Genomic DNA, 19,079 nt, shown 5'->3' with positions numbered 1-19,079 from the left:
GTGGCCGCGGCGACCCACACGTCCCCCGGCATGAGGATGGGAACAGGTGCTGATAGCGGGCCGCTACCGGCTGATCGAGTCGATCGGGCGCGGTGGCATGGGGGAGGTCTGGCGGGCCTACGACGAGACCCTGGACCGGCAGGTGGCCGTCAAGCTGCTGCTGCCCCAGGACTCCGACCCGACCGCCGCCTCCCGGTTCCGGCTGGAGGCCCGGACCGCCTCACGGATCGGCCACCCCAACGTGGTGGGGGTCCGTGACTTCGGCGAGCACGACAACCAGCTCTACCTGGTGATGGAGCTCGTCGAGGGCGACAGCCTCGCGCGGGTGCTCACGCAGTCCGGCGCCCAGCCCGCCGACCGGGTGGCCCGGATGGCCGCCCAGGCCGCCGCCGGACTCGCCGCCGCGCACCGGCAGGGCGTCGTCCACCGGGACATCAAGCCCGGCAACCTGCTGCTGGACGCCGACGGCACCCTCAAGATCGGCGACTTCGGCATCGCCCGCTTCCTCGACGACCCCGGTGCCGCACTGACCGCCACCGGGCAGATCGTCGGCACCAGCCTCTACCTCGCCCCGGAGCGGGCGCTGGGCAAGCCGGCGGGGCCCGCCTCCGACGTGTACGCGCTGGGCTGCGTGCTCTACCAACTGCTCACCGGGCGCCCGCCGTTCAACGCCGACACGGCCGTCGCCATCCTGCACCAGCACCTGGACGCCACCCCCGTGCCACCGCGCGAGCTGGGTGTCGCCGGGCTGCCGCCCGCCTTCGAGAACTATCTGCTGGGTCTGCTCGCCAAGGACCCCGAGCACCGGCCGGGCGCCCAGCAGGCCGCCGACTGGTTCGCCGCCGGCGCCTGGCAGGGCCGCCCCGAGCCGCTCCCCGAGCCGGCCGCCCGGTCCCCCCGCCCCGCACCCGCCGCCCCTGCTCCCGCTCCCGCCCCCGTGTCGCGGCGGCGCGGCGCCGGCGGCCCGACCACGTACATGCTGCCCTCGGCACAGTCGGCCCCCGAGCCGCGCCCCCGGGCCCAGGCGCCCGGGCGGTCGCGTGCGCGGGCCCGGAGCCGGTCCGCGGCCCCCACCCGGTTCGGCGCGCGCCGGATCGCCGCCACGGCCGGGGGCGCGCTGCTGTTCGTGGCCGCGATGCTGCTCGGCATGATGTGGTTCGCGCCGGACGACACCGGGGGCGCGGGGACGACGTCGGAGGCCCCGCCGACCACGGGCGCCTCGGACCCGGCGGTGCAGCCGTCCCCGGCCGCCGCCCAGGACGACGCGGACGGTGACGCGGACGGCGACGACTGAGGCTCCGCCCCCCAGGGCGCTCAGCCCAGGGTGTCGTCCAGCAGCCGGGCCCACTGCGCCACCACGCGGGCCCGGCGGCCGGTGTCGTCGGTGAGCAGGTTGGCCAGACCCAGGCCGCGGGCCATGTCGAGCAGGCCCTGCACGGACTCCCGGACACCGGGCCGCGACTCGTCGGCGTCCAGCAGCTCCACGGCGATGCGATGGGTCTCCCGGCCGACGCGGGCCTCCAGCTCGGTGACCCGGGGACGCAGCTGCTCCTCGTCGGACGCGGCGACCCACAGGTGCAGGGCGGCACGGAACAGCGGGCCGGTGTAGAGGTCCACGAGGGCGGCGACGACCGCGTGCCGGTCGCCGGACGCGCCCTCGGGGAAGAGGGCGCGCAGGGCGGTGGAGCGCTCCTCGGCGACGTACTCGACGGCCGCCGTGAACAGGTCCTCGCGGGTCGGGAAGTGGTGCTGGGCCGCGCCCCGGGAGACGCCGGCCCGCTCGGCCACGACGGACACCGTGGAACCCGCCCAGCCGTGCTCGGCCAGGCAGGCCACGGCTGCCTCCAGGAGCCGCTGCCGGGTGACGCGGCTGCGGTCCTGCTTGGGCACGCGGTCCACCCGGTCGCCGGCCGTGCTCACACCACCCATTCCGGATCCCGTCTTTCGAGGAAGGCCGTCATCCCCTCACGGGCGTCGGAGGAGGCGAACAGCCGGGCCGAGAGCGCGGTCAGTCCGGCCGCGTCCCGGTCGAAGGTCTCCAGCACCTTAGCCGCGAGCAGCGCCTTCGTCTCGGCGAGGGCCTGGGGGGCGGCCCTGCGCAGGCCGTCCAGGACGGGTTCCAGCACGGCGTCCACGTCGTCGCCCTCGGCCGTGAGCAGGCCGACGCGGACCGCCTCCGGCGCGGTGAACCGCTCCCCGGTGAGGTAGTAGCGGGCGAGGGCGCGCGGGTCGGCGCGGGGCATCACGGGCAGCGAGATCACCGCCGGGGCCACCCCGATGCGGACCTCCGTGAACGCGAACGTGGCGGTGCGGGCGGCGGCCGCGATGTCGCACGCCGCGAGGAGCCCGAGGCCGCCCGCGCGGACGTGGCCGGTGACGCGGGCGACGACTGGTTTCGGCAGGGCGACGATCCGCCGCAGCAGCGCCACCAGCGCGTCCGGGTCCGGCGGGTCCCGCAGGTCGGCGCCCGCGCAGAAGGTGTTCCCGGTGTGGGTGAGCACGACCGCGCGCACCTCGGTGTCCTTGGCGCACGCGTCCAGCGCGTCGGCCAGCTCGCCCGCGAGGGCCGCCGACAGCGCGTTGCGGGTGTCCGGGGAGTCGAGGCTCAGGGTGTGCACACCGCGCGCGTGCGCGCGGCCGACCATCGTCATGCGCTCTCCTTCGGCGTCCGCAGTTCGCGGCGCAGGATCTTGCCGGAGGCGGCCCGCGGGACGCCGTCGATGAAGGTGACCCGGCGGACCCGCTTGTAGGGGGCGACGCGTTCGGCGACGTACATCATGACGTCGCCCTCGGTCAGCTCCGGCGCGGACGGCTGGCGGACCACGAAGGCGTGCGGGACCTCGTTGCCCTCGTCGTTGTAGTGGCCGATCACGGCCGCGTCGGCGATGCCGGGGTGGGTGAGCAGCAGCGCCTCCAGTTCGGCGGGGGCCACCTGGAAGCCCTTGTACTTGATGAGCTCCTTGACCCGGTCGACCACGAACAGCCAGCCGTCGGCGTCCACATGGCCCACGTCGCCGGTGTGCAGCCAGCCGTCCGCGTCGATCATCGCGGCGGTGGCGTCGGGGCGGCCCAGGTAGCCCTTCATGACCTGGGGTCCGCGGATCAGGATCTCGCCGGACTCGCCGACGCCGAGGTCCTTGTCCGGGTCGTCGAGGGAGACGATGCGCATCTCGGTGCCGGCGATGAGCTTGCCGACGGTCCCGGGCGGCGCGTCGGCCATGGCGCCCAGCGGGACGACATGGGTGCCGGGCGACAGCTCGGTCATGCCGTACGCCTGGCCGACCGGCGGCAGGGCGAGCCGCTGGGAGCAGGCGGCGGCGAGCCCCGCGTCCAGGGGCGCGGCGGCGCTGACGATGTGCTCCAGCGACGACAGGTCGTACTCGGCGACCAGCGGGTGCTTGGCCAGTGCCAGCACGATGGGCGGGGCCACGTACAGGCCGGTGATGCGGTGGTTCTGGATGGCGGCGAGGAACGTCTCCAGGTCGAAGCGGGGCAGCACGACGACGGTGGCGCCGACCCGCAGGGGCGCGTTCATCAGCGCGGTGAGGCCGTAGATGTGGAAGAACGGCAGCACGGCGAGGATGCGGTCGCCGGGCCCGGACGGGATCGCCGGTTCCAGCTGGGCGAGGTTGGTGGCGATCTGCCGGTGGGTGAGCATCACGCCCTTGGGGATGCCGGTGGTGCCGGAGGAGTACGGCAGGGCCGCGACGTCCTCCACGGGGTCGATGGCGACCCGCGGCTCGGGGGCGGTGGAGCCCAGCATGTCGATCAGCGACCGGTGCCCGGGCGCGCTGTCGCACACGAAGATCTCCTGGACGCCGCCCGCGAGTTCGGCGGCCCGGCGGGCCGCCGGGAGCAGCGGCGACACGGTGACGATCCACCGGGCCGCGCAGTCCTCGAGCTGCTTGGCGAACTCCTCGGGGGTGGCGAGCGGATGCACCGTGGTCACGGAGGCACCCGCGCGCGTGGCCGCGTAGAACGCGGTGGGGAAGGCGACCGTGTTCGGGCTGTGCAGGGCGAGCACGTCGCCCTTGCGCACGCCTGCCTCGGCCAGACCGGCGGCGACCCGCCGGTGGAATCGGTCGAGCTGTTCGTAGCTGAGGGTGGTGCCGTCGGTGCCGTCGATCAGCGCGGGGGTGTCCCCGAACTCGGCGGCCCGGCCCAGCACCGCCTCGTGGATGGGGAGTTCTACGGCCGGGACGTCTGCGTACTCGCTGCGGAACACGGTTCCTCCTCGCGACACGGTGCCGGTCGGCTGCCGGTCAGTACGACTTGGGCAGACCCAGGGTCTGGTGGGAGACGTAGTTGAGAATCATCTCCCGGCTCACCGGGGCAATACGAGACACGCGCGCGGCGGTTATCAGCGAGGCGAGGCCGAACTCGCGCGTGAGGCCGTTGCCGCCGAGGGTGTGCACGGACTGGTCGACGGCCTTCACGCAGGCCTCCCCCGCCGCGTACTTGGCCATGTTGGCCGCCTCGCCGGCGCCCACGTCGTCCCCGGCGTCGTACAGGTACGCCGCCTTCTGCATCATCAGGCGGGCCATCTCCAGGTCGATGTGCGCCTGCGCGAGGGGGTGGGCAATGGCCTGGTGGGCTCCGATGGGCGTCTTCCAGACCGTACGGTCGCGGGCGTACTCGATGGCGCGGGCGAGCGCGAAGCGGCCCATGCCGATGCCGAAGGCGGCCGTCATGATGCGTTCGGGGTTGAGGCCGGCGAAGAGCTGGAGCAGCCCCGCGTCCTCGTCGCCCACGAGCGCGTCGGCGGGCAGCCGGACGTCGTCCAGGGTCAGCTCGAACTGCTTCTCCACCGCGCTGAGTTCCATGTCGATCTGGCGGCGCCCGTAGCCCTCGGTGTCGCGCGGGACGATGAACAGGCACGGTTTGAGCTTGCCGGTGCGGGCGTCCTCGGTACGCCCGACGATGAGGGTGGCGTCCGTGATGTCGACGCCGGAGACGAACACCTTGCGCCCGTTGAGGATCCAGTCCCCCGAGTCCGGGTCGCGGCGGGCGGTGGTGGTGATGCGGTGGCTGTTGGACCCGGCGTCCGGCTCTGTGATGCCGAAGGCCATGGTGAGGGAGCCGTCGGCGAGGCCGGGCAGCCAGTGTCGCTTCTGCTCCTCGGTGCCGAAGCGGGCGATGACCGTGCCGCAGATCGCCGGGGAGACGACCATCAGCAGCAGCGGGCAGCCCGCGGCGCCCAGTTCCTCCAGGACGATGGAGAGTTCGGTGATGCCGCCGCCTCCGCCGCCGTACTCCTCGGGCAGGTTGACGCCGAGGTAGCCGAGCTTGGCCGCCTCCGCCCAGAGGGTCTCCCGGTCGTACTCACGGCCGTGGCGTTTGCCCAGGGCGGCCACGGCGGCCCGCAGGGCCTTGTGCTCGTCGGTCTCGATCATGGCCATGTGACTCCTTCGTCGTGGCTGACCGTGCAGTGGGGGCCGTCAGTCGGACGGCTGGACGACCGCCAGGAGGGCTCCGACGGACACCTGCTGTCCGGGGGCGGCGTGCAGGGCGGTGAGCGTGCCCGCGCCGGGTGCGGTGATCCGGTGCTCCATCTTCATCGCCTCCAGCCAGAGCAGCGGCTGGCCGGCCTCCACGGCCACGCCCTCCGCCAGGCCGTCGGCGACCCGGACGACCGTCCCCGGCATGGGGGCCACCAGCGACCCCGGGGCGAGCTGTGCCGTGGGGTCGGGGAAGCGGGGCAGCGCGGTGAGACGGGTGCCGTTCACGTGCACCTCGTCGCCGTACCGTGCCACGTCGAAGGTCCGCCGTACGCCGTCGGCCTCGAGGACGACCCGGTGCGCGTCGGCGTGCAGGACCCGCACGCCGTCGGCCTCCGGGCCGGTGCGGGTGTGCCGGTAGCGGACCTCGTGCTCCTCGTCCCCGACGGTGTACCGCTTGACCTGCGGCTGGGAGGGGACGTTGCGGAACCCGCCGAACCGGGAGCGGCCGTGCGCGTCGGCCAGGGCGGCGGCGAGCGGGGCGTACGGGTCGGGGGCGGGCGCGGTCAGGGCGGCCAGGTGCCGGTCGAAGAAGCCGGTGTCCATCCGGGCCCGCCCGAACTCCTCGTGGCGCAGGGAGCGGACGAGCAGGTCGCGGTTGGTGACGGGGCCGTGGATCACCGCGCGCTCCAGCGCCGACGCCAGCCTGCGGACGGCCTCGGCGCGGGTGGGGGCGTGGGCGATCACCTTGGCGAGCATCGGGTCGTAGTGGACGCCGATGTCGTCGCCGTCGGTGAAGCCGGTGTCCAGGCGCACGGCGCCGGGCACTTCGAGGCGGTGCAGGCGCCCGGTCTGCGGCGCCCAGTCGCGGGCCGGGTCCTCCGCGTACAGGCGGGCCTCGACGGCGTGCCCGCGCGCGGGCGGCGGCTCGGGGTCCAGGGCGTGGCCCTCGGCGATCCGCAGCTGCCCGGCGACCAGGTCGACGCCGAACACCTCCTCGGTCACCGGGTGTTCGACCTGGAGCCGGGTGTTCATCTCCAGGAAGTGCGCGGTGCCGCCGGCGACCAGGAACTCGACGGTGCCGGCGCCCACGTAGTCGACGGCGCGGGCGGCCCGGACCGCGAGGGCGTGCAGTTCGTCGGTGAGCGTGCCGGACAGTCCGGGCGCCGGGGACTCCTCGATCACCTTCTGGTGGCGGCGCTGCAGCGAGCAGTCCCGGGTGCCCAGCGGCCACACCGTGCCGTGGGTGTCGGCGAGGATCTGCACCTCGACATGGCGGCCGTCCTCGACGTACGGCTCGACGAAGACCTCGCCGTCGCCGAAGGCGCTCGCCGCCTCCGCGCGGGCGCTCGCGAGCGCCGCGTCGAGCTCGTCCAGGCGGCGCACGATCCGCATCCCGCGTCCGCCGCCGCCCGCGGCGGCCTTCACCAGGACGGGCAGGTCGGCCTCGGTGACCTCGCCGAGCGGGGCGAGGCCCATCAGCTCCTTGGCCCGGGTCTTGGACGCCATCGCCTCGATGGCCTCCGGCGGCGGTCCGATCCAGACGAGGCCCGCGTCGAGGACGGCCCGCGCGAAGCCGGCGTTCTCGGAGAGGAACCCGTAGCCGGGGTGCACGGCGTCCGCGCCGGCGGTCAGCGCCGCCTTCACGATCAGGGCGCCGTCCAGGTACGTCTCGGAGGGCGCCGCCCCGGGCAGCCGTACGGCGGTGTCGGCCTCGCGGGTGTGCAGGGCGTTCGCGTCGGCGTCCGAGTACACGGCGACCGTGCGCACGCCCAGGTCGCGGCAGGTGCGGAAGACGCGGCAGGCGATCTCGCCCCGGTTGGCGACGAGGACAGAAGTGATCACTGGTGTTCCCTCACATCCGGAAGACGCCGAAGCCGCCGCGCGCGCCCTCGTAGGGGGCGGTGTGGACGGCGGACAGGCACAGGCCGAGGACGGTGCGGGTGTCGCGGGGGTCGATGACGCCGTCGTCGTACAGCCGCCCGGACAGGAACATCGGCAGCGACTCCGACTCGATCTGCTGCTCCACCATGGCCCGCAGCGCGGCGTCCGCCTCGTCGTCGTACGGCTGCCCCTTCGCCGCCGCCGACTGCCGGGCGACGATCGACAGCACCCCGGCGAGCTGCTGGGGCCCCATCACCGCGGACTTGGCGCTCGGCCAGGCGAACAGGAAGCGCGGGTCGTAGGCCCGGCCGCACATGCCGTAGTGCCCGGCACCGTAGGAGGCGCCCATGAGGACGGACAGGTGCGGGACGCGGGAGTTGGAGACCGCGTTGATCATCATCGCGCCGTGTTTGATGATGCCGCCCTGCTCGTACTCCCTGCCGACCATGTAGCCGGTGGTGTTGTGCAGGAACAGCAGCGGGATGTCGCGCTGGTTGGCCAGTTGGATGAACTGGGCGGCCTTCTGCGACTCCTCGCTGAACAGGACGCCTTGCGCGTTGGCGAGGACGCCGACCGGGTAGCCGTGCAGGCTCGCCCAGCCGGTGACCAGGCTTGTCCCGTACAGCGGCTTGAACTCGTCGAAGTCGGAGCCGTCGACGATCCGGGCGACGACCTCGCGCGGGTCGAAGGGGGTCTTCAGGTCGCCGGGGACGATGCCGAGGAGTTCCTCCGGGTCGTACTTGGGCGGCTCGACCGGGCCCGGATCGGGGTACGCCTTGCGGTGGTTGAGGCGGGCGACCACGCGCCGGGCCTGGCGCAGGGCGTCCGGCTCGTCCACGGCGAAGTAGTCGGCGAGGCCCGACACGCGCGCGTGCATCTCGGCGCCGCCCAGCGACTCGTCGTCGCTCTCCTCACCGGTCGCCATCTTCACCAGGGGCGGGCCGCCGAGGAACACCTTGGCGCGCTCCTTGACCATGATCACGTGGTCGCTCATGCCGGGTACGTAGGCGCCGCCGGCCGTCGAGTTGCCGAAGACGACGGCGACGGTGGGGATGCCGGCGGCCGACAGCCGGGTCAGGTCCCGGAAGATGGCGCCCCCGGGGATGAAGATCTCCTTCTGGGAGGGCAGGTCGGCGCCGCCGGACTCCACGAGGTTGATCACGGGCAGCCGGTTGGCGAGCGCGATGTCGTTGGCGCGCAGCGCCTTCTTCAGCGACCACGGGTTGCTCGCGCCGCCGCGCACGGTCGGGTCGTTGGCGGTGATCAGGCACTCGACGCCCTCGACCACCCCGATGCCGGTGACCAGGGAGGCGCCGACGGTGTAGTCGCTGCCCCAGGCAGCCAGCGGGGACAGCTCCAGGAAGGGGGCGTCGGGGTCGAGGAGCAGCTCGATGCGTTCGCGGGCGAGCAGCTTGCCGCGCTTGCGGTGCCGCTGGACGTACTTCTCGCCGCCGCCCGCGAGGGCCTTGGCGTGCTCGGCGTCGAGGTCGGCCAGCTTGGCGAGCATGGCCTCGCGGTTGGCCCGGTGGTCGGGGCTCGTGGGGTCCAGGGCGGTGGGCAGGACGGTCACAGCAGACTCTCCGGGATGTCGAGGTGGCGGCTGCGCAGCCATTCACCGAGGGCCTTGGCCTGCGGGTCGAAGCGGTGCTGGGCGGCGACGCCCTCGCCGAGGACGCCCTCGACGACGAAGTTCAGGGCGCGCAGCTCCGGCAGGACGTGCCGGGTCACCTTCAGATCGCAGCTCTCCGGGATCAGCTCCCGGAACCGGTCCACGGTGAGCGTGTGCGCGAGCCATCGCCAGGCGTCGTCGGTGCGGGCCCAGACGCCGACGTTGGCGTCCCCGCCCTTGTCGCCGCTGCGGGCGCCCGCGACCAGGCCGAGCGGAGCGCGCCGGGTGGGTCCGGCGGGCAGGGGCTCGGGCAGCGGCGGCTCCGGGACGGCGTCGAGCACGGCCGTCTCCTGGGGCGGGGGCACAGTGATCCGGCGTCCGTCGTGGAGGACCGCCACTTGGTCGACGGCACCATGGGGGACGTACACACCCTCGAACACCCCATAGGGCGTGCCCTTTCCGGGTGGCGCGAGCACATGGAAGCCGGGGTAGCTGGCGAGCGCCAGCTCGATGGCCGCCCCGCTGAGCGCCCGTCCGACGTTCTCCTGGGCCGGGTCCCGCACGACCAGCCGGAGCAGGGCGCTCGCCGTCTCCTGCGTCGGCGCGTCGGGCCGGTCGGTGCGGACCAGGTCCCACCGCGTCTCGGCGGGCCGGGACGCGGCGAGCGCGTCGTCCATCTGCCGCCGTACGAGCGCCGCCTTCGCCTCGACGTCCAGTCCGGTCAGCACGAAGACGACCTCGTTGCGGAAGCCGCCGAGCCGGTTCACGCCGACCTTCAGGTCGGGGGGCGGGGCCTCGCCGCGCACCCCGTCGATCCGCACCCGGTCGGGTCCGTCCTGGGTGAGCCGTACGGTGTCCAGCCGGGCGGTGACGTCGGGTCCCGGGTAGCGGGCGCCGGCCGTCTCGTAGAGCAGCTGGGCGGTGACCGTGCCGACGTCGACGAGGCCGCCGGTTCCGGGGTGCTTGGTGATGACGCAGCTCCCGTCCTCGTGCAGTTCGGCGAGGGGGAAGCCGGGGCGGGTCGCGGAGGCCGCGTCGAAGAAGGCGTAGTTGCCGCCGGTCGCCTGCGCCCCGCACTCCAGGACGTGTCCGGCGACGACGGCGCCCGCGAGCCGGTCGTGGTCGCCGGGCCGCCAGCCGAAGTGGGCTGCGGCGGGCCCGGTCACCAGGGCCGCGTCGGTCACCCGCCCGGTGACCACGACGTCCGCGCCCTCCCGCAGGCAGGCGGCGATGCCGAAGCCGCCGAGGTAGGCATTGGCGGCGAGGCTGCCGGGGTGGCGGTCCGCCACATCGTCGCCCTCCACATGGGCGACGCGCACAGGGACACCGAGCCGGTCCGCAAGGGCCCGTACGGCGTCGGCGAGCCCGGCCGGGTTGAGCCCGCCCGCGTTGGCGACGATCCGCACGCCCCGCTCCCGCGCGAGGCCGAGGCACTCCTCCAGCTGCCGCAGGAAGGTGCGGGCGTACCCGGCGCCGGGGTCCTTCAGCCGGTCGCGGCCGAGGATGAGCATGGTCAGCTCGGCGAGGTAGTCGCCGGTGAGGACGTCCAGTTCGCCGCCGGTCAGCATCTCGCGCATGGCGTCGAAGCGGTCGCCGTAGAAGCCGGAGGCGTTGCCGATCCGCAGCGGCCGGGCGGCCGCCGTCACCGGGCGTCCCCCTTCGGGCCGCGTCCGGCGCCGGGCGGGCCCGCGAAGACCTGGGCGATGTCGAACCAGCGGTCGGCGTCCGGGCCTTCGGCGCGCAGGTCCAGGTCGGAGCGGTGGGCGCGCTGGGTGACCAGCCGGCAGAAGTCGACGGCCGAGCCGGTGACGCGCTGGTCGGCGTCCTCGGGGCCGTAGGTCCACAGCTCGCCGGACGGGGCGGTCAGTTCGATCCGGAACGGCTCGAACGGCACGGGCAGTCCATGGACGCCGAAGGCGAAGTCACGGGTGCGCACCCCGATCCACACCACATGCCTCAGCCGGTCGGTGGGTGGGCGCACCACACCGAGGGCGTCGGCGATGTCCAGTCCGTGGGCCCAGGTCTCCATGAGCCGGGCCGTGGCCATGGAGGCCGCCGACATGGGCGGGCCGTACCAGGGGAGCTTGCCTCCCCCGGGTGCCGCGCGCAGCGCCTTGTCCAGGGCCACCCTGCCGTCCCGCCAGCGCGCCAGCAGCTCGTCGGGCGGCAGCGCGGCCCCCTCCTCGGCCCCGTCGTCGACGAAGGAGCCCGGCGCCACCAGCGCCTTCTCCACCAGGGCGTGGAAGGCGTCCGTGTCGGTCGCGGCCAGCAGCGCCGAGTGGTCCGTCCAGGCGAGATGCGCGATCTGGTGGGCGACGGTCCAGCCGGGCGCGGGGGTGGCGAGCGCCCACTGCGCGGGGCTCAAACCGGCCACCAGCCGGTCGAGTTCCTCGCTCTCCTCGCGCAGGTCGTCGAACACGGGCGTCGGATCGGACACGGGACGCTCCCCTCGGGGCACGGCGGTGTGCGGCGTGCTGAGGAGCATGGCAGCGCCGAAGAAAACAAGCAAGCATGCTTGCATAATTGCGATCGTTCGGTGCACGACCCGAGGTGAGGGCTGTGCGGACCCTGTGTGCTCAATACACTCGGCGATCGCGCCCATCGCGGCGCACACTCGCATATCGGGGGACGAACGATGAGCAACTGGAACCCGGGCGGACAGCCGCCTCAGGGGCCCCATCCCTACCAGCCGCAGCCACCGCGGCCCTATCCGCCACAGCCCGATCCGTCCCAGCCCTATGTGCCGCCGCAGCCCCAGCCGCCGTACCCGGGGCCGCCGGTTCCGCCGCCGGGCGGGCCGGTCACCCGGCTGCGGCGGCGGATCGGCCCCATCCACACCGCGCGCAGGGTCTTCACACCGTCCCGGCCGGGCATCGTCTCGGACCCCGAGGTGGCCCGGATGCGGAAGATCAGGACCCTGGTCGGCGTGGGCGCGTTCCTGTGGATGTCCTACGCCTACAAGCTCGCCCCCAAGCTCAGCGACGCGGCGGACGAGCAGGTCGACAAGTCGTGGACCAGCGCCCTCGTACTGGCGGCGACCCTCCCGGTCGTCGTCGGCGTCCTGTACGCCCTGGCCGCCCCGGCGGCGCGACGGGACCTGCTGCGCCGGGCGGCGCGGTGCTTCGGCGCGATCGTGGCCATGATGGCGGCGGCCTCCGTCTTCCCGATCACCGTGCTGTCGGGGGTCTTCGAGGGCGAACCTCTCACGGAGGGGCAGTTCACCGTGACGAAGGGCCTCCTCCTCGCGGCCAACCTTTTCATCTTCTTCTGGGTGCTGCCGTTCATCGTCTGGGGCGTGGGACTGGCCGTCCAGCACGTGTTCCGCACCGCCGACATCCACGAGACGGTGCCGCCGCTGCTGATCATGGCGTTGACGTGGGAGACGGCGCTGATCGACGTGTTCACCGGCGCCCACGAGGGCGTGCCGACGGTGATCCGGTACGTGTTCATCCTGGGCGCCCCGCTCTCCGTGACGGCGGTGGGCCTGTGGGAGCTGCACCGGCTGCGCGTGCACTACGGGTTGGGGATGCGAGGGCTGCTGATGCGCTAGGCGAGCGCCTCGCAGGACACGACCTAGGCCGCGTCGCCCACCGGGGACCCGGCCTTCTTTTTGCGCCCCCGGCCCACCTGCGTCCGCACCGCCCCCATGCTCGCCGCGATGACGAGTGCGATGGCGAGCGCCTGGGCGGTGGACAGGGCCTGGTCCAGGACGAGGAACCCGGCGGTCGCGGCGATCGCCGGTTCCAGGCTCATCAGGATCGCGAAGGTGCCCGCGGGCAGGCGGCGCAGGGCGAGGAGTTCGAGCGTGTAGGGCAGGACCGAGGAGAGCATCGCCACGGCCGCACCCAGCCCGATGGTCACCGGATCGGCGAGCTTGGCGCCCGACTCGGCCAGGCCCAGGGGCAGGAACAGCACCGCCCCCACCGCCATCGCCAGCGCGAGACCGTCGGCCTGCGGGAAGCGCCGGCCCGTGCGGGCGCTGAAGACGATGTAGGCCGCCCACATGGCGCCCGCGCCCAGGGCGAAGGCCACACCGAGCGGGTCGAGGCTGCTGAAGCCGCCGCCCCCGAGCAGGAAGACACCGGCGAGGGCCAGCCCGGCCCACACGAGGTTGAGGGCGCGCCGCGAGCTCAGCACGGACAGGGCGAGCGGGCCGAGCACCTCCAGGGTGACGGCGGGGCCGAGCGGGATGCGGGCGACGGACTGGTAGAACAGGCCGTTCATCGCGGCCATGGTGACGCCGAAGACGACCACCGTGCCCCAGTCGGTCCGGGAGTGGCCGCGCAGCCGGGGCCGGCAGACCAGCAGCAGGACGACGGCGGCGACCAGCAGCCGCAGCGCCACGACGCCGAGCGCACCGGCGCGCGGCATCAGGCTCACCGCGAGGGCGCCGCCGAACTGGACCGAGATACCGCCGGCGAGCACCAGGCCCACCGGGCCGAGGGAGCCCCGTCCGCCGGGGGCGCCGGCGGCCGTCGCGGAGGGGGCCGGGGCGCCGGTGTACGCGGGTGCGGCGGCGGCTTCGGGGATGCTCACGGGCGTTCCTGGGCTTGACGGGGGATTCGTTCAGCGTGCTGTACTGCCAAGTCCAGAGTAATGGACTCGGTCAGGCGTGTGAACCCGTCATGCCACTGTCCCAGAGTATGGACGCCGGGGCCTCCCCGGCCCTGCCCCGGCAACCTTCGTGGGCGCGGGCCTCCCCGGCCCTTGCCGGTTCCTCCTGACCCCTACCTGCGGGCCATGTACAGATGCAGGGCCCGGTGCAGCAGCCGGTTGATCGGGAGGTCCCACTCGCCCAGGTGCTCGACGGCCTCGCCGCCCGCGCCCACCTTGAACCGGAGCAGGCCCAGCAGGTGGTCGGACTCCTCCAGGGTGTCGGTGATGCCCCGGAAGTCGTAGACGGCGGCACCCGCCGCGTGCGCGTCGGCGATCATGTGCCACTGCATCGCGTTGTTCGGCTGGACCTCGCGCCGGCGGCTGGTGGAGGCACCGTAGGAGTACCAGACGTGCTCGCCGACGGTGAGCATCGTGGCGGCGGCCAGGACCTCGCCGTCGTGGTGGGCGAGGTAGAGCCGCATCCGGTCGGGGTGCTCGGCGGTGAGCGCGGCCCACATGCGCTCGAAGTAGGGCAGCGGACGCGGGACGAACCGGTCGCGCTCGGCGGTCTCCCGGTACAGCTCGTGGAAGACGGGCAGGTCCTCCCGGCCGCCCCGCACGATCTTGACGCCCGCCTTCTCCGCCTTCTTGATGTTGCGCCGCCACTGCTGGTTGAGCCCCTGGTGGACGTCGTCCAGCGACCGCCCGGCCAGCGGCACCTGGCAGACGTACCGGGGCTGCCCCGCGGCGAACCCCTCCTCGCCCGCCGGCTCGGACCGCCGCCATCCTGCGGCTTGCAGCCGCTCCTCGACCTCGGCGGCGCGCGGGTCGTACGCCGTGGGCTCCACGTCCCGCAGCCGGTGCGCGGCGGGGTCGGCGATGGCCGCCTTCACCGTGTCGGGGCTCCACCGGCGCGCGACGACGGGAGGGCCCATCCGTACCGAGAAGGCGCCCTTGCGCCTGACGTGCGCCACCATCGGCTCCAGCCACCGCTCGGCCAGGTCGGGCGCGTGCCAGTCGATGAGCGGGCCCTCCGGCAGATACGCCAGGTACTTCTTCAGGCGGGGCAGCGGGCGGTAGAGCACGAGGCCCGCGCCCAGCAGCCGCCCCTCGTCGTCGAACCACCCCAGGCTCTCCGCCGTCCAGTCCGGCTTCACGTCGCCCCAGGACGGGACCTGGGTGTGGCTGGCGGAGCGGCGGGCCGCGACGAACGCCAGATGCTCGTCGCGCGTGATGGGCCGGAGGAGGAGGGGCATGGGGGCTCCTGTCGACGACCGGACGCAACCGTCCGGGAAAGGGTGCCCGCCCTTACCGGAGGGCGGCATTCCACTGATCGTCAGCCTAGGCGCGCCCCTCGTCCCGCTCATCTCCTGCGGGGCCGCGCGCTCCCGGACGGCCCAATCCGCCGTTCCCCAGGGCGTCCGCGAGGACCTCGGCCAGATGCCGACCCCGCACGCCCGCGAGCTGCGCCAGCTGGGTCCGGCAGGAGTAGCCGTCCGCCAGGACCACGGCGTCCTCCCCGGCGTCCCGCACCGCGGGCAGCAGCTGCTCCTCCGCGCACGCCACGGACACGTCGTAGTGCCCCTTCTCGAACCCGAAGTTCCCCGCGAGACCGCAGCAGCCGCCGCTCAGCCCGCCCGTCAGCCCGGCCGCCTCCCGCAGCCGCCGGTCGGGCTCGTCGCCGAGGACGGCGTGCTGGTGGCAGTGGGTCTGCCCGACCGCCGGGCGCCCGATCCGGGGCGGTGCCCAGCCGGGCGCGTACCGCTCCAGGGCCTCCGCGAAGGTCAGCACGCGGTCGGCGAGGCGCCGGGCGCGGGGGTCGTCGTGCAGCAGCTCGGGCAGGTCCGTGCGCAGGGACGCGGCGCAGCTGGGCTCCAGGACCACCACCGGGGTGTCCCGCTCCAGCAGCGGCTCCATCAGGTCGAGTGTGCGCCGCAGCACCGCGCGGGCCCGGTCGAGCTGGCCCGTGGAGACGTACGTCAGGCCACAGCAGACCCGCTCCCGGCCGCGCAGCACGGACAGCGGGTCCATCGCCACCGCCATCCCCTCGCCCCGCCCGGACGGGGTCATCCGCACCGTCGGCGGCAGCGCGACCCGCAGCCCGGCCGCCTCCAGCACCCGGACGGCCGCCCGCCCGACGGACGGCGACAGATGCTCGGTGAAGGTGTCCGGCCACAGCACGACCCGCTCCCCGCCCGCCGGAACCGCGGGCCTCTCCCGCGTCTCCCACCAGCGGCTGAACGTGCGGGTCGCGAGCCTCGGGAGCCGCCGCTCGGGCGCGATCCCCCCGAGCCGTTTCGCGAGCCACGCCAGCGGCCGGACGGCGGCGAGGGCATTGACCAGGCCCGCCGTCCGCGTCCGGTCCACCAGGCGCAGCCACCGGGGCAGCCGGCCCATGCTGTGGTGCGCGGCGGGCCGGCGCCGGCCGGCGTAGTGGTGGTGCAGGAACTCCGCCTTGTACGTGGCCATGTCCACCCCGACCGGGCAGTCGGAGCGGCACCCCTTGCAGGCCAGGCACAGGTCCAGCGCGTCACGCACCTCGTCCGAACGCCACCCGTCGGTCACCAGTTCCCCGGCGAGCATCTCGTGCAGCAGCCGCGCACGCCCGCGCGTGGAGTGCTCCTCGGCGCCGGTCGCCCGGAACGACGGGCACATCACGGCGGACCCGGACACCGACGTCGTACGGCACTTGGCGACGCCGACGCAGCGCCGTACGGCCCCCGCGAAGTCACCGCCGTCCGCCGGGTAGCCGAACGCGACGTCCACGGGCTCGCGGGGCAGGACCGCGAAGCGCAGGTTCGCGTCGAGCGGCGCCGGGCGCACCAGCATCCCCGGGTTGAGCAGGCCGTCCGGGTCCCACACGTCCTTGGCGCGCTCGAAGAGACGGACCGTCTCCTGCCCGTACATCCTCGGCAGCAGTTCGGCCCGCGCCTGCCCGTCGCCGTGCTCCCCGGACAGCGAGCCGCCGTGCGCGACGACCAGGTCGGCCAGCTCCTCGGAGAAACGCCGGAAGCGGCCGACGCCCGCTTCGCCGAGCAGGTCGAAGTCGATCCGGACGTGGATGCAGCCGTCCCCGAAGTGCCCGTACGGCGCCCCGCGCAGCCCGTGGGCGGCCAGCAGCACCCGGAACTCCCGCAGATACGCGCCGAGCCGGTGCGGCGGCACCGCGCAGTCCTCCCAGCCGGGCCACGCCTCCGTGCCGTCCGGCATCCGCGTCGCCGTGCCGCTGGCGTCCTCCCGCAGCCGCCACAGGGCCCGCTGCCCGGCCGGGTCGGTGACGACCGCCGCGTCGACCACGTCGGCGGCGCGCACGATCGCCTCCGCCCGCGCGCGTGCCTCGCCCGCCGACTCCCCGCCCGTCTCGACGAACAGCCACGCGCCGCCCCGGGGCAGCGCGGCCGACGCCGGCACGAGGTCGGCGGCCATGCCCTCCACGGTGAGCGGCTCCATCGGCAGCAGCCCGGTGGCCGCCTCGGCGGCGGCGCTCTCGTCGGCGTACGCCAGCACCGCGAGCGCCCGCGCGCGGGGCGCCGGCACGAGCCGCACGACCGCCTCGGTGAGCACCCCGAGCGTGCCCTCGCTGCCACAGAACGAGCGGGCCACGTCGGCGCCGTTCTCGGGCAGCAGCGCGTCCAGCGCGTATCCGGAGATCCTGCGGGGCAGCTCGGGGAAGCCGGTCCGCAGCCGCGCCAGGTCGCCCTCCACGAGGGCGCGCAGTCCCTCGGGCGCGCCCGCCCAGTCGCGCCCGAGGCGCAGCCCCTCGCCGCGCGCGGTGAGCACGCCCAGTTCGCGCACGCTGTCGGCGGTCGTCCCCCATGCCACGGAGTGCGACCCGCAGGAGTTGTTGCCGATCATGCCGCCGAGGGTGCAGCGGCTGTGCGTGGACGGGTCGGGCCCGAAGCGCAGGCCGTGCGGGGCGGCGGCCTCCTGGAGCCGGTCGAGGACGAGTCCGGGCTGCACGACGGCGGTACTCGTCCCCGGGTCCAGCGACAGCAGCCGGTCCATGTGCCGGGTGAAGTCCAGGACGACACCGGTACCGGTGGCCTGCCCGGCGATCGACGTGCCCCCGCCCCGCGCCACCACCGGCACCCCGTGCTCCCGGCACACCGCCAGCGCGGCGGCGACGTCGTCGGCGTCCCGGGGGGCCACCACCCCCAGCGGGACACGCCGGTAGTTGGACGCGTCCATCGTGGTCAGCGCACGGGACGTGACGTCGAATGCGACCTCGCCCCGGACCGCCGCGCGCAGCTCTGTCTCCAGTTCGGCCATACGTCCACTCAACCAGCCCGGGACGGGCCGTCACCGGCGCGGGGCCGGGACCACGCCGTCTCACCGGACGGACGAGGTTTCACCCGGGTTTCCTCGACCGGCTACCCTCCGTGTCGTGGCTGAGATCCAGATTCCCGCTGACATCAAGCCCGCCGACGGACGATTCGGCGCTGGCCCCTCCAAGGTGCGGACGGAAGCGCTGGACGCGCTGGCCGCGACCGGTACCTCCCTCCTGGGCACCTCCCACCGCCAGGCCCCGGTGAAGAACCTGGTCGGCCAAGTGCGCGAGGGCATCAAGGAGCTGTTCTCCCTGCCCGACGGGTACGAGGTGATCCTCGGCAACGGCGGCTCCACCGCGTTCTGGGACATCGCGACGCACGGCCTGATCGAGAACAAGTCGCAGCACCTCACGTTCGGCGAGTTCTCCTCCAAGTTCGCCAAGGCCGCCAAGCTGGCCCCGTGGCTGGCCGAGCCGACCGTCGTCGCGAGCGACCCGGGCACGCACCCCGAGGCGGCCGCCGAGGCGGGCGTCGACGTCTACGCCTTCACCCACAACGAGACCTCCACCGGTGTCGCCATGCCGATCAAGCGCGTGGCCGGTGCCGACGAGGGCGCACTGGTCCTGGTCGACGCCACCTCCGGCGCCGGTGGCCTGCCGGTCGACATCGCCGAGACGGACGTCTACTACTTCGCCCCGCAGAAGTCCTTCGCCTCCGACGGCGGCCTGTGGATCGGCGTGTTCTCCCCGGCGGCGATCGAGCGCGCCGAGCGTGTCCACGCCTCCGGCCGCCACATCCCGGAGTTCTTCTCCCTGCCGACGGCGATCGACAACTCCCGCAAGAACCAGACGTACAACACCCCGGCCCTCGCCACCCTGTTCCTGCTGAACCAGCAGCTGGAGTGGATCAACGGCCAGGGCGGCCTGGACTGGGCGGTCCGCCGCACCGCCACCTCCGCCCGCACCCTGTACGGCTGGGCCGAGGACATCAAGTACGCGAACCCGTTCGTCACCGACCCGGCCAAGCGCTCGCAGGTCATCGGCACGATCGACTTCACGGACGAGGTGGACGCCGCCGCCGTCGCCAAGGTGCTGCGCGCCAACGGCATCGTCGACACCGAGCCGTACCGCAAGCTCGGCCGCAACCAGCTGCGGGTCGCGATGTTCCCGGCGATCGACCCGGCGGACGTCGAGGCCCTGACGAAGTGCGTCGACCACGTCATCGAGAAGCTCTGACCTTCTCCCGCACGTGACGGAGGGGCGCCCGGCGACTGTCGCCGGGCGC

General features: G+C 74.0%; 14 protein-coding genes. 3 read left to right on the top strand and 11 right to left on the bottom strand.

Annotated elements, in window-relative coordinates:
* Positions 1-46 precede the first annotated feature (46 nt).
* A complete protein-coding gene (locus ADL34_RS22565; RefSeq protein WP_079034228.1) occupies positions 47-1,294 on the top strand; it encodes a serine/threonine-protein kinase in 1,248 nt (415 codons plus the stop codon).
* Between the two features lie 20 nt (positions 1,295-1,314).
* Here ADL34_RS22565 and ADL34_RS22560 read toward each other — a convergent pair whose 3' ends face one another.
* The 8 genes from ADL34_RS22560 to ADL34_RS22525 form a co-directional block, all read right to left on the bottom strand.
* Positions 1,315-1,929 carry a TetR/AcrR family transcriptional regulator gene (locus ADL34_RS22560; RefSeq protein WP_079034229.1) on the bottom strand — a complete coding sequence of 205 codons (615 nt, stop codon included), beginning with the start codon at positions 1,927-1,929 and terminating at the stop codon, positions 1,315-1,317.
* Positions 1,917-2,651 carry an enoyl-CoA hydratase family protein gene (locus ADL34_RS22555; RefSeq protein ID WP_062668990.1) on the bottom strand — a complete coding sequence of 245 codons (735 nt, stop codon included), beginning with the start codon at positions 2,649-2,651 and terminating at the stop codon, positions 1,917-1,919. The genes ADL34_RS22560 and ADL34_RS22555 overlap by 13 nt, the downstream gene beginning before the upstream one ends.
* A complete protein-coding gene (locus ADL34_RS22550; RefSeq protein ID WP_062668991.1) occupies positions 2,648-4,225 on the bottom strand; it encodes a 4-coumarate--CoA ligase family protein in 1,578 nt (525 codons plus the stop codon). The genes ADL34_RS22555 and ADL34_RS22550 overlap by 4 nt, the downstream gene beginning before the upstream one ends.
* Before the next feature lie 37 nt (positions 4,226-4,262).
* Positions 4,263-5,399: an acyl-CoA dehydrogenase family protein gene (locus ADL34_RS22545; RefSeq protein ID WP_062668992.1), complete on the bottom strand. Its 1,137-nt coding sequence runs from the start codon at positions 5,397-5,399 to the stop codon at positions 4,263-4,265.
* 39 nt (positions 5,400-5,438) lie between these two features.
* Positions 5,439-7,283 carry an acetyl/propionyl/methylcrotonyl-CoA carboxylase subunit alpha gene (locus tag ADL34_RS22540; protein ID WP_062668993.1) on the bottom strand — a complete coding sequence of 615 codons (1,845 nt, stop codon included), beginning with the start codon at positions 7,281-7,283 and terminating at the stop codon, positions 5,439-5,441.
* A gap of 10 nt (positions 7,284-7,293) precedes the next feature.
* Entirely contained in the window at positions 7,294-8,892 is a 1,599-nt protein-coding gene (locus tag ADL34_RS22535; RefSeq protein ID WP_062668994.1) for an acyl-CoA carboxylase subunit beta, read from the bottom strand.
* Positions 8,889-10,508 (bottom strand): acyclic terpene utilization AtuA family protein, encoded by a 1,620-nt coding sequence (locus ADL34_RS22530; RefSeq protein WP_234375082.1) that lies wholly within the window; start codon positions 10,506-10,508, stop codon positions 8,889-8,891. The genes ADL34_RS22535 and ADL34_RS22530 overlap by 4 nt, the downstream gene beginning before the upstream one ends.
* A gap of 65 nt (positions 10,509-10,573) precedes the next feature.
* A complete protein-coding gene (locus ADL34_RS22525; RefSeq protein ID WP_062668996.1) occupies positions 10,574-11,368 on the bottom strand; it encodes a TIGR03084 family metal-binding protein in 795 nt (264 codons plus the stop codon).
* Between the two features lie 198 nt (positions 11,369-11,566).
* Between ADL34_RS22525 and ADL34_RS22520 the strand changes: the two genes are divergently transcribed.
* Positions 11,567-12,481: a hypothetical protein gene (locus ADL34_RS22520; protein WP_234375077.1), complete on the top strand. Its 915-nt coding sequence runs from the start codon at positions 11,567-11,569 to the stop codon at positions 12,479-12,481.
* Positions 12,482-12,504: 23 nt separating this feature from the next.
* Here the strand turns inward: ADL34_RS22520 and ADL34_RS22515 are convergent, their stop codons facing one another.
* The 3 genes from ADL34_RS22515 to ADL34_RS22505 form a co-directional block, all read right to left on the bottom strand.
* Complete coding sequence (locus ADL34_RS22515) at positions 12,505-13,467, bottom strand: EamA family transporter (RefSeq protein ID WP_062668997.1); 963 nt, start codon at positions 13,465-13,467, stop codon at positions 12,505-12,507.
* A 191-nt stretch (positions 13,468-13,658) separates the two neighbouring features.
* A complete protein-coding gene (locus tag ADL34_RS22510) occupies positions 13,659-14,783 on the bottom strand; it encodes a lipid II:glycine glycyltransferase FemX (RefSeq protein ID WP_062668998.1) in 1,125 nt (374 codons plus the stop codon).
* Positions 14,784-14,868: 85 nt separating this feature from the next.
* Positions 14,869-17,796 carry an FAD-binding and (Fe-S)-binding domain-containing protein gene (locus ADL34_RS22505; protein ID WP_062668999.1) on the bottom strand — a complete coding sequence of 976 codons (2,928 nt, stop codon included), beginning with the start codon at positions 17,794-17,796 and terminating at the stop codon, positions 14,869-14,871.
* 115 nt (positions 17,797-17,911) lie between these two features.
* Here ADL34_RS22505 and serC point away from each other — a divergent pair, with 115 nt between their 5' ends.
* Complete coding sequence (gene serC / locus ADL34_RS22500; RefSeq protein ID WP_062669000.1) at positions 17,912-19,030, top strand: phosphoserine transaminase; 1,119 nt, start codon at positions 17,912-17,914, stop codon at positions 19,028-19,030.
* Positions 19,031-19,079 lie beyond the last annotated feature (49 nt).

The sequence above is a fragment of the Streptomyces sp. NRRL WC-3605 genome (assembly GCF_001509795.1).
Taxonomy (GTDB): Bacteria; Actinomycetota; Actinomycetes; order Streptomycetales; family Streptomycetaceae; genus Streptomyces; species Streptomyces viridochromogenes.
This window is presented reverse-complemented; position numbering and strand designations above follow the sequence as displayed.

Coding starts and splice junctions, on each gene's coding strand:
- ADL34_RS22505 (WP_062668999.1), bottom strand. CDS start 17,796: ATGGCCGAACTGGAGACAGAGCTGCGCGCGGCGGTCCGGGGCGAGGTC.
- ADL34_RS22520 (WP_234375077.1), top strand. CDS start 11,567: ATGAGCAACTGGAACCCGGGCGGACAGCCGCCTCAGGGGCCCCATCCC.
- ADL34_RS22530 (WP_234375082.1), bottom strand. CDS start 10,508: ATGCGCGAGATGCTGACCGGCGGCGAACTGGACGTCCTCACCGGCGAC.
- ADL34_RS22510 (WP_062668998.1), bottom strand. CDS start 14,783: ATGCCCCTCCTCCTCCGGCCCATCACGCGCGACGAGCATCTGGCGTTC.
- ADL34_RS22555 (WP_062668990.1), bottom strand. CDS start 2,651: ATGACGATGGTCGGCCGCGCGCACGCGCGCGGTGTGCACACCCTGAGC.
- ADL34_RS22545 (WP_062668992.1), bottom strand. CDS start 5,399: ATGGCCATGATCGAGACCGACGAGCACAAGGCCCTGCGGGCCGCCGTG.
- ADL34_RS22560 (WP_079034229.1), bottom strand. CDS start 1,929: ATGGGTGGTGTGAGCACGGCCGGCGACCGGGTGGACCGCGTGCCCAAG.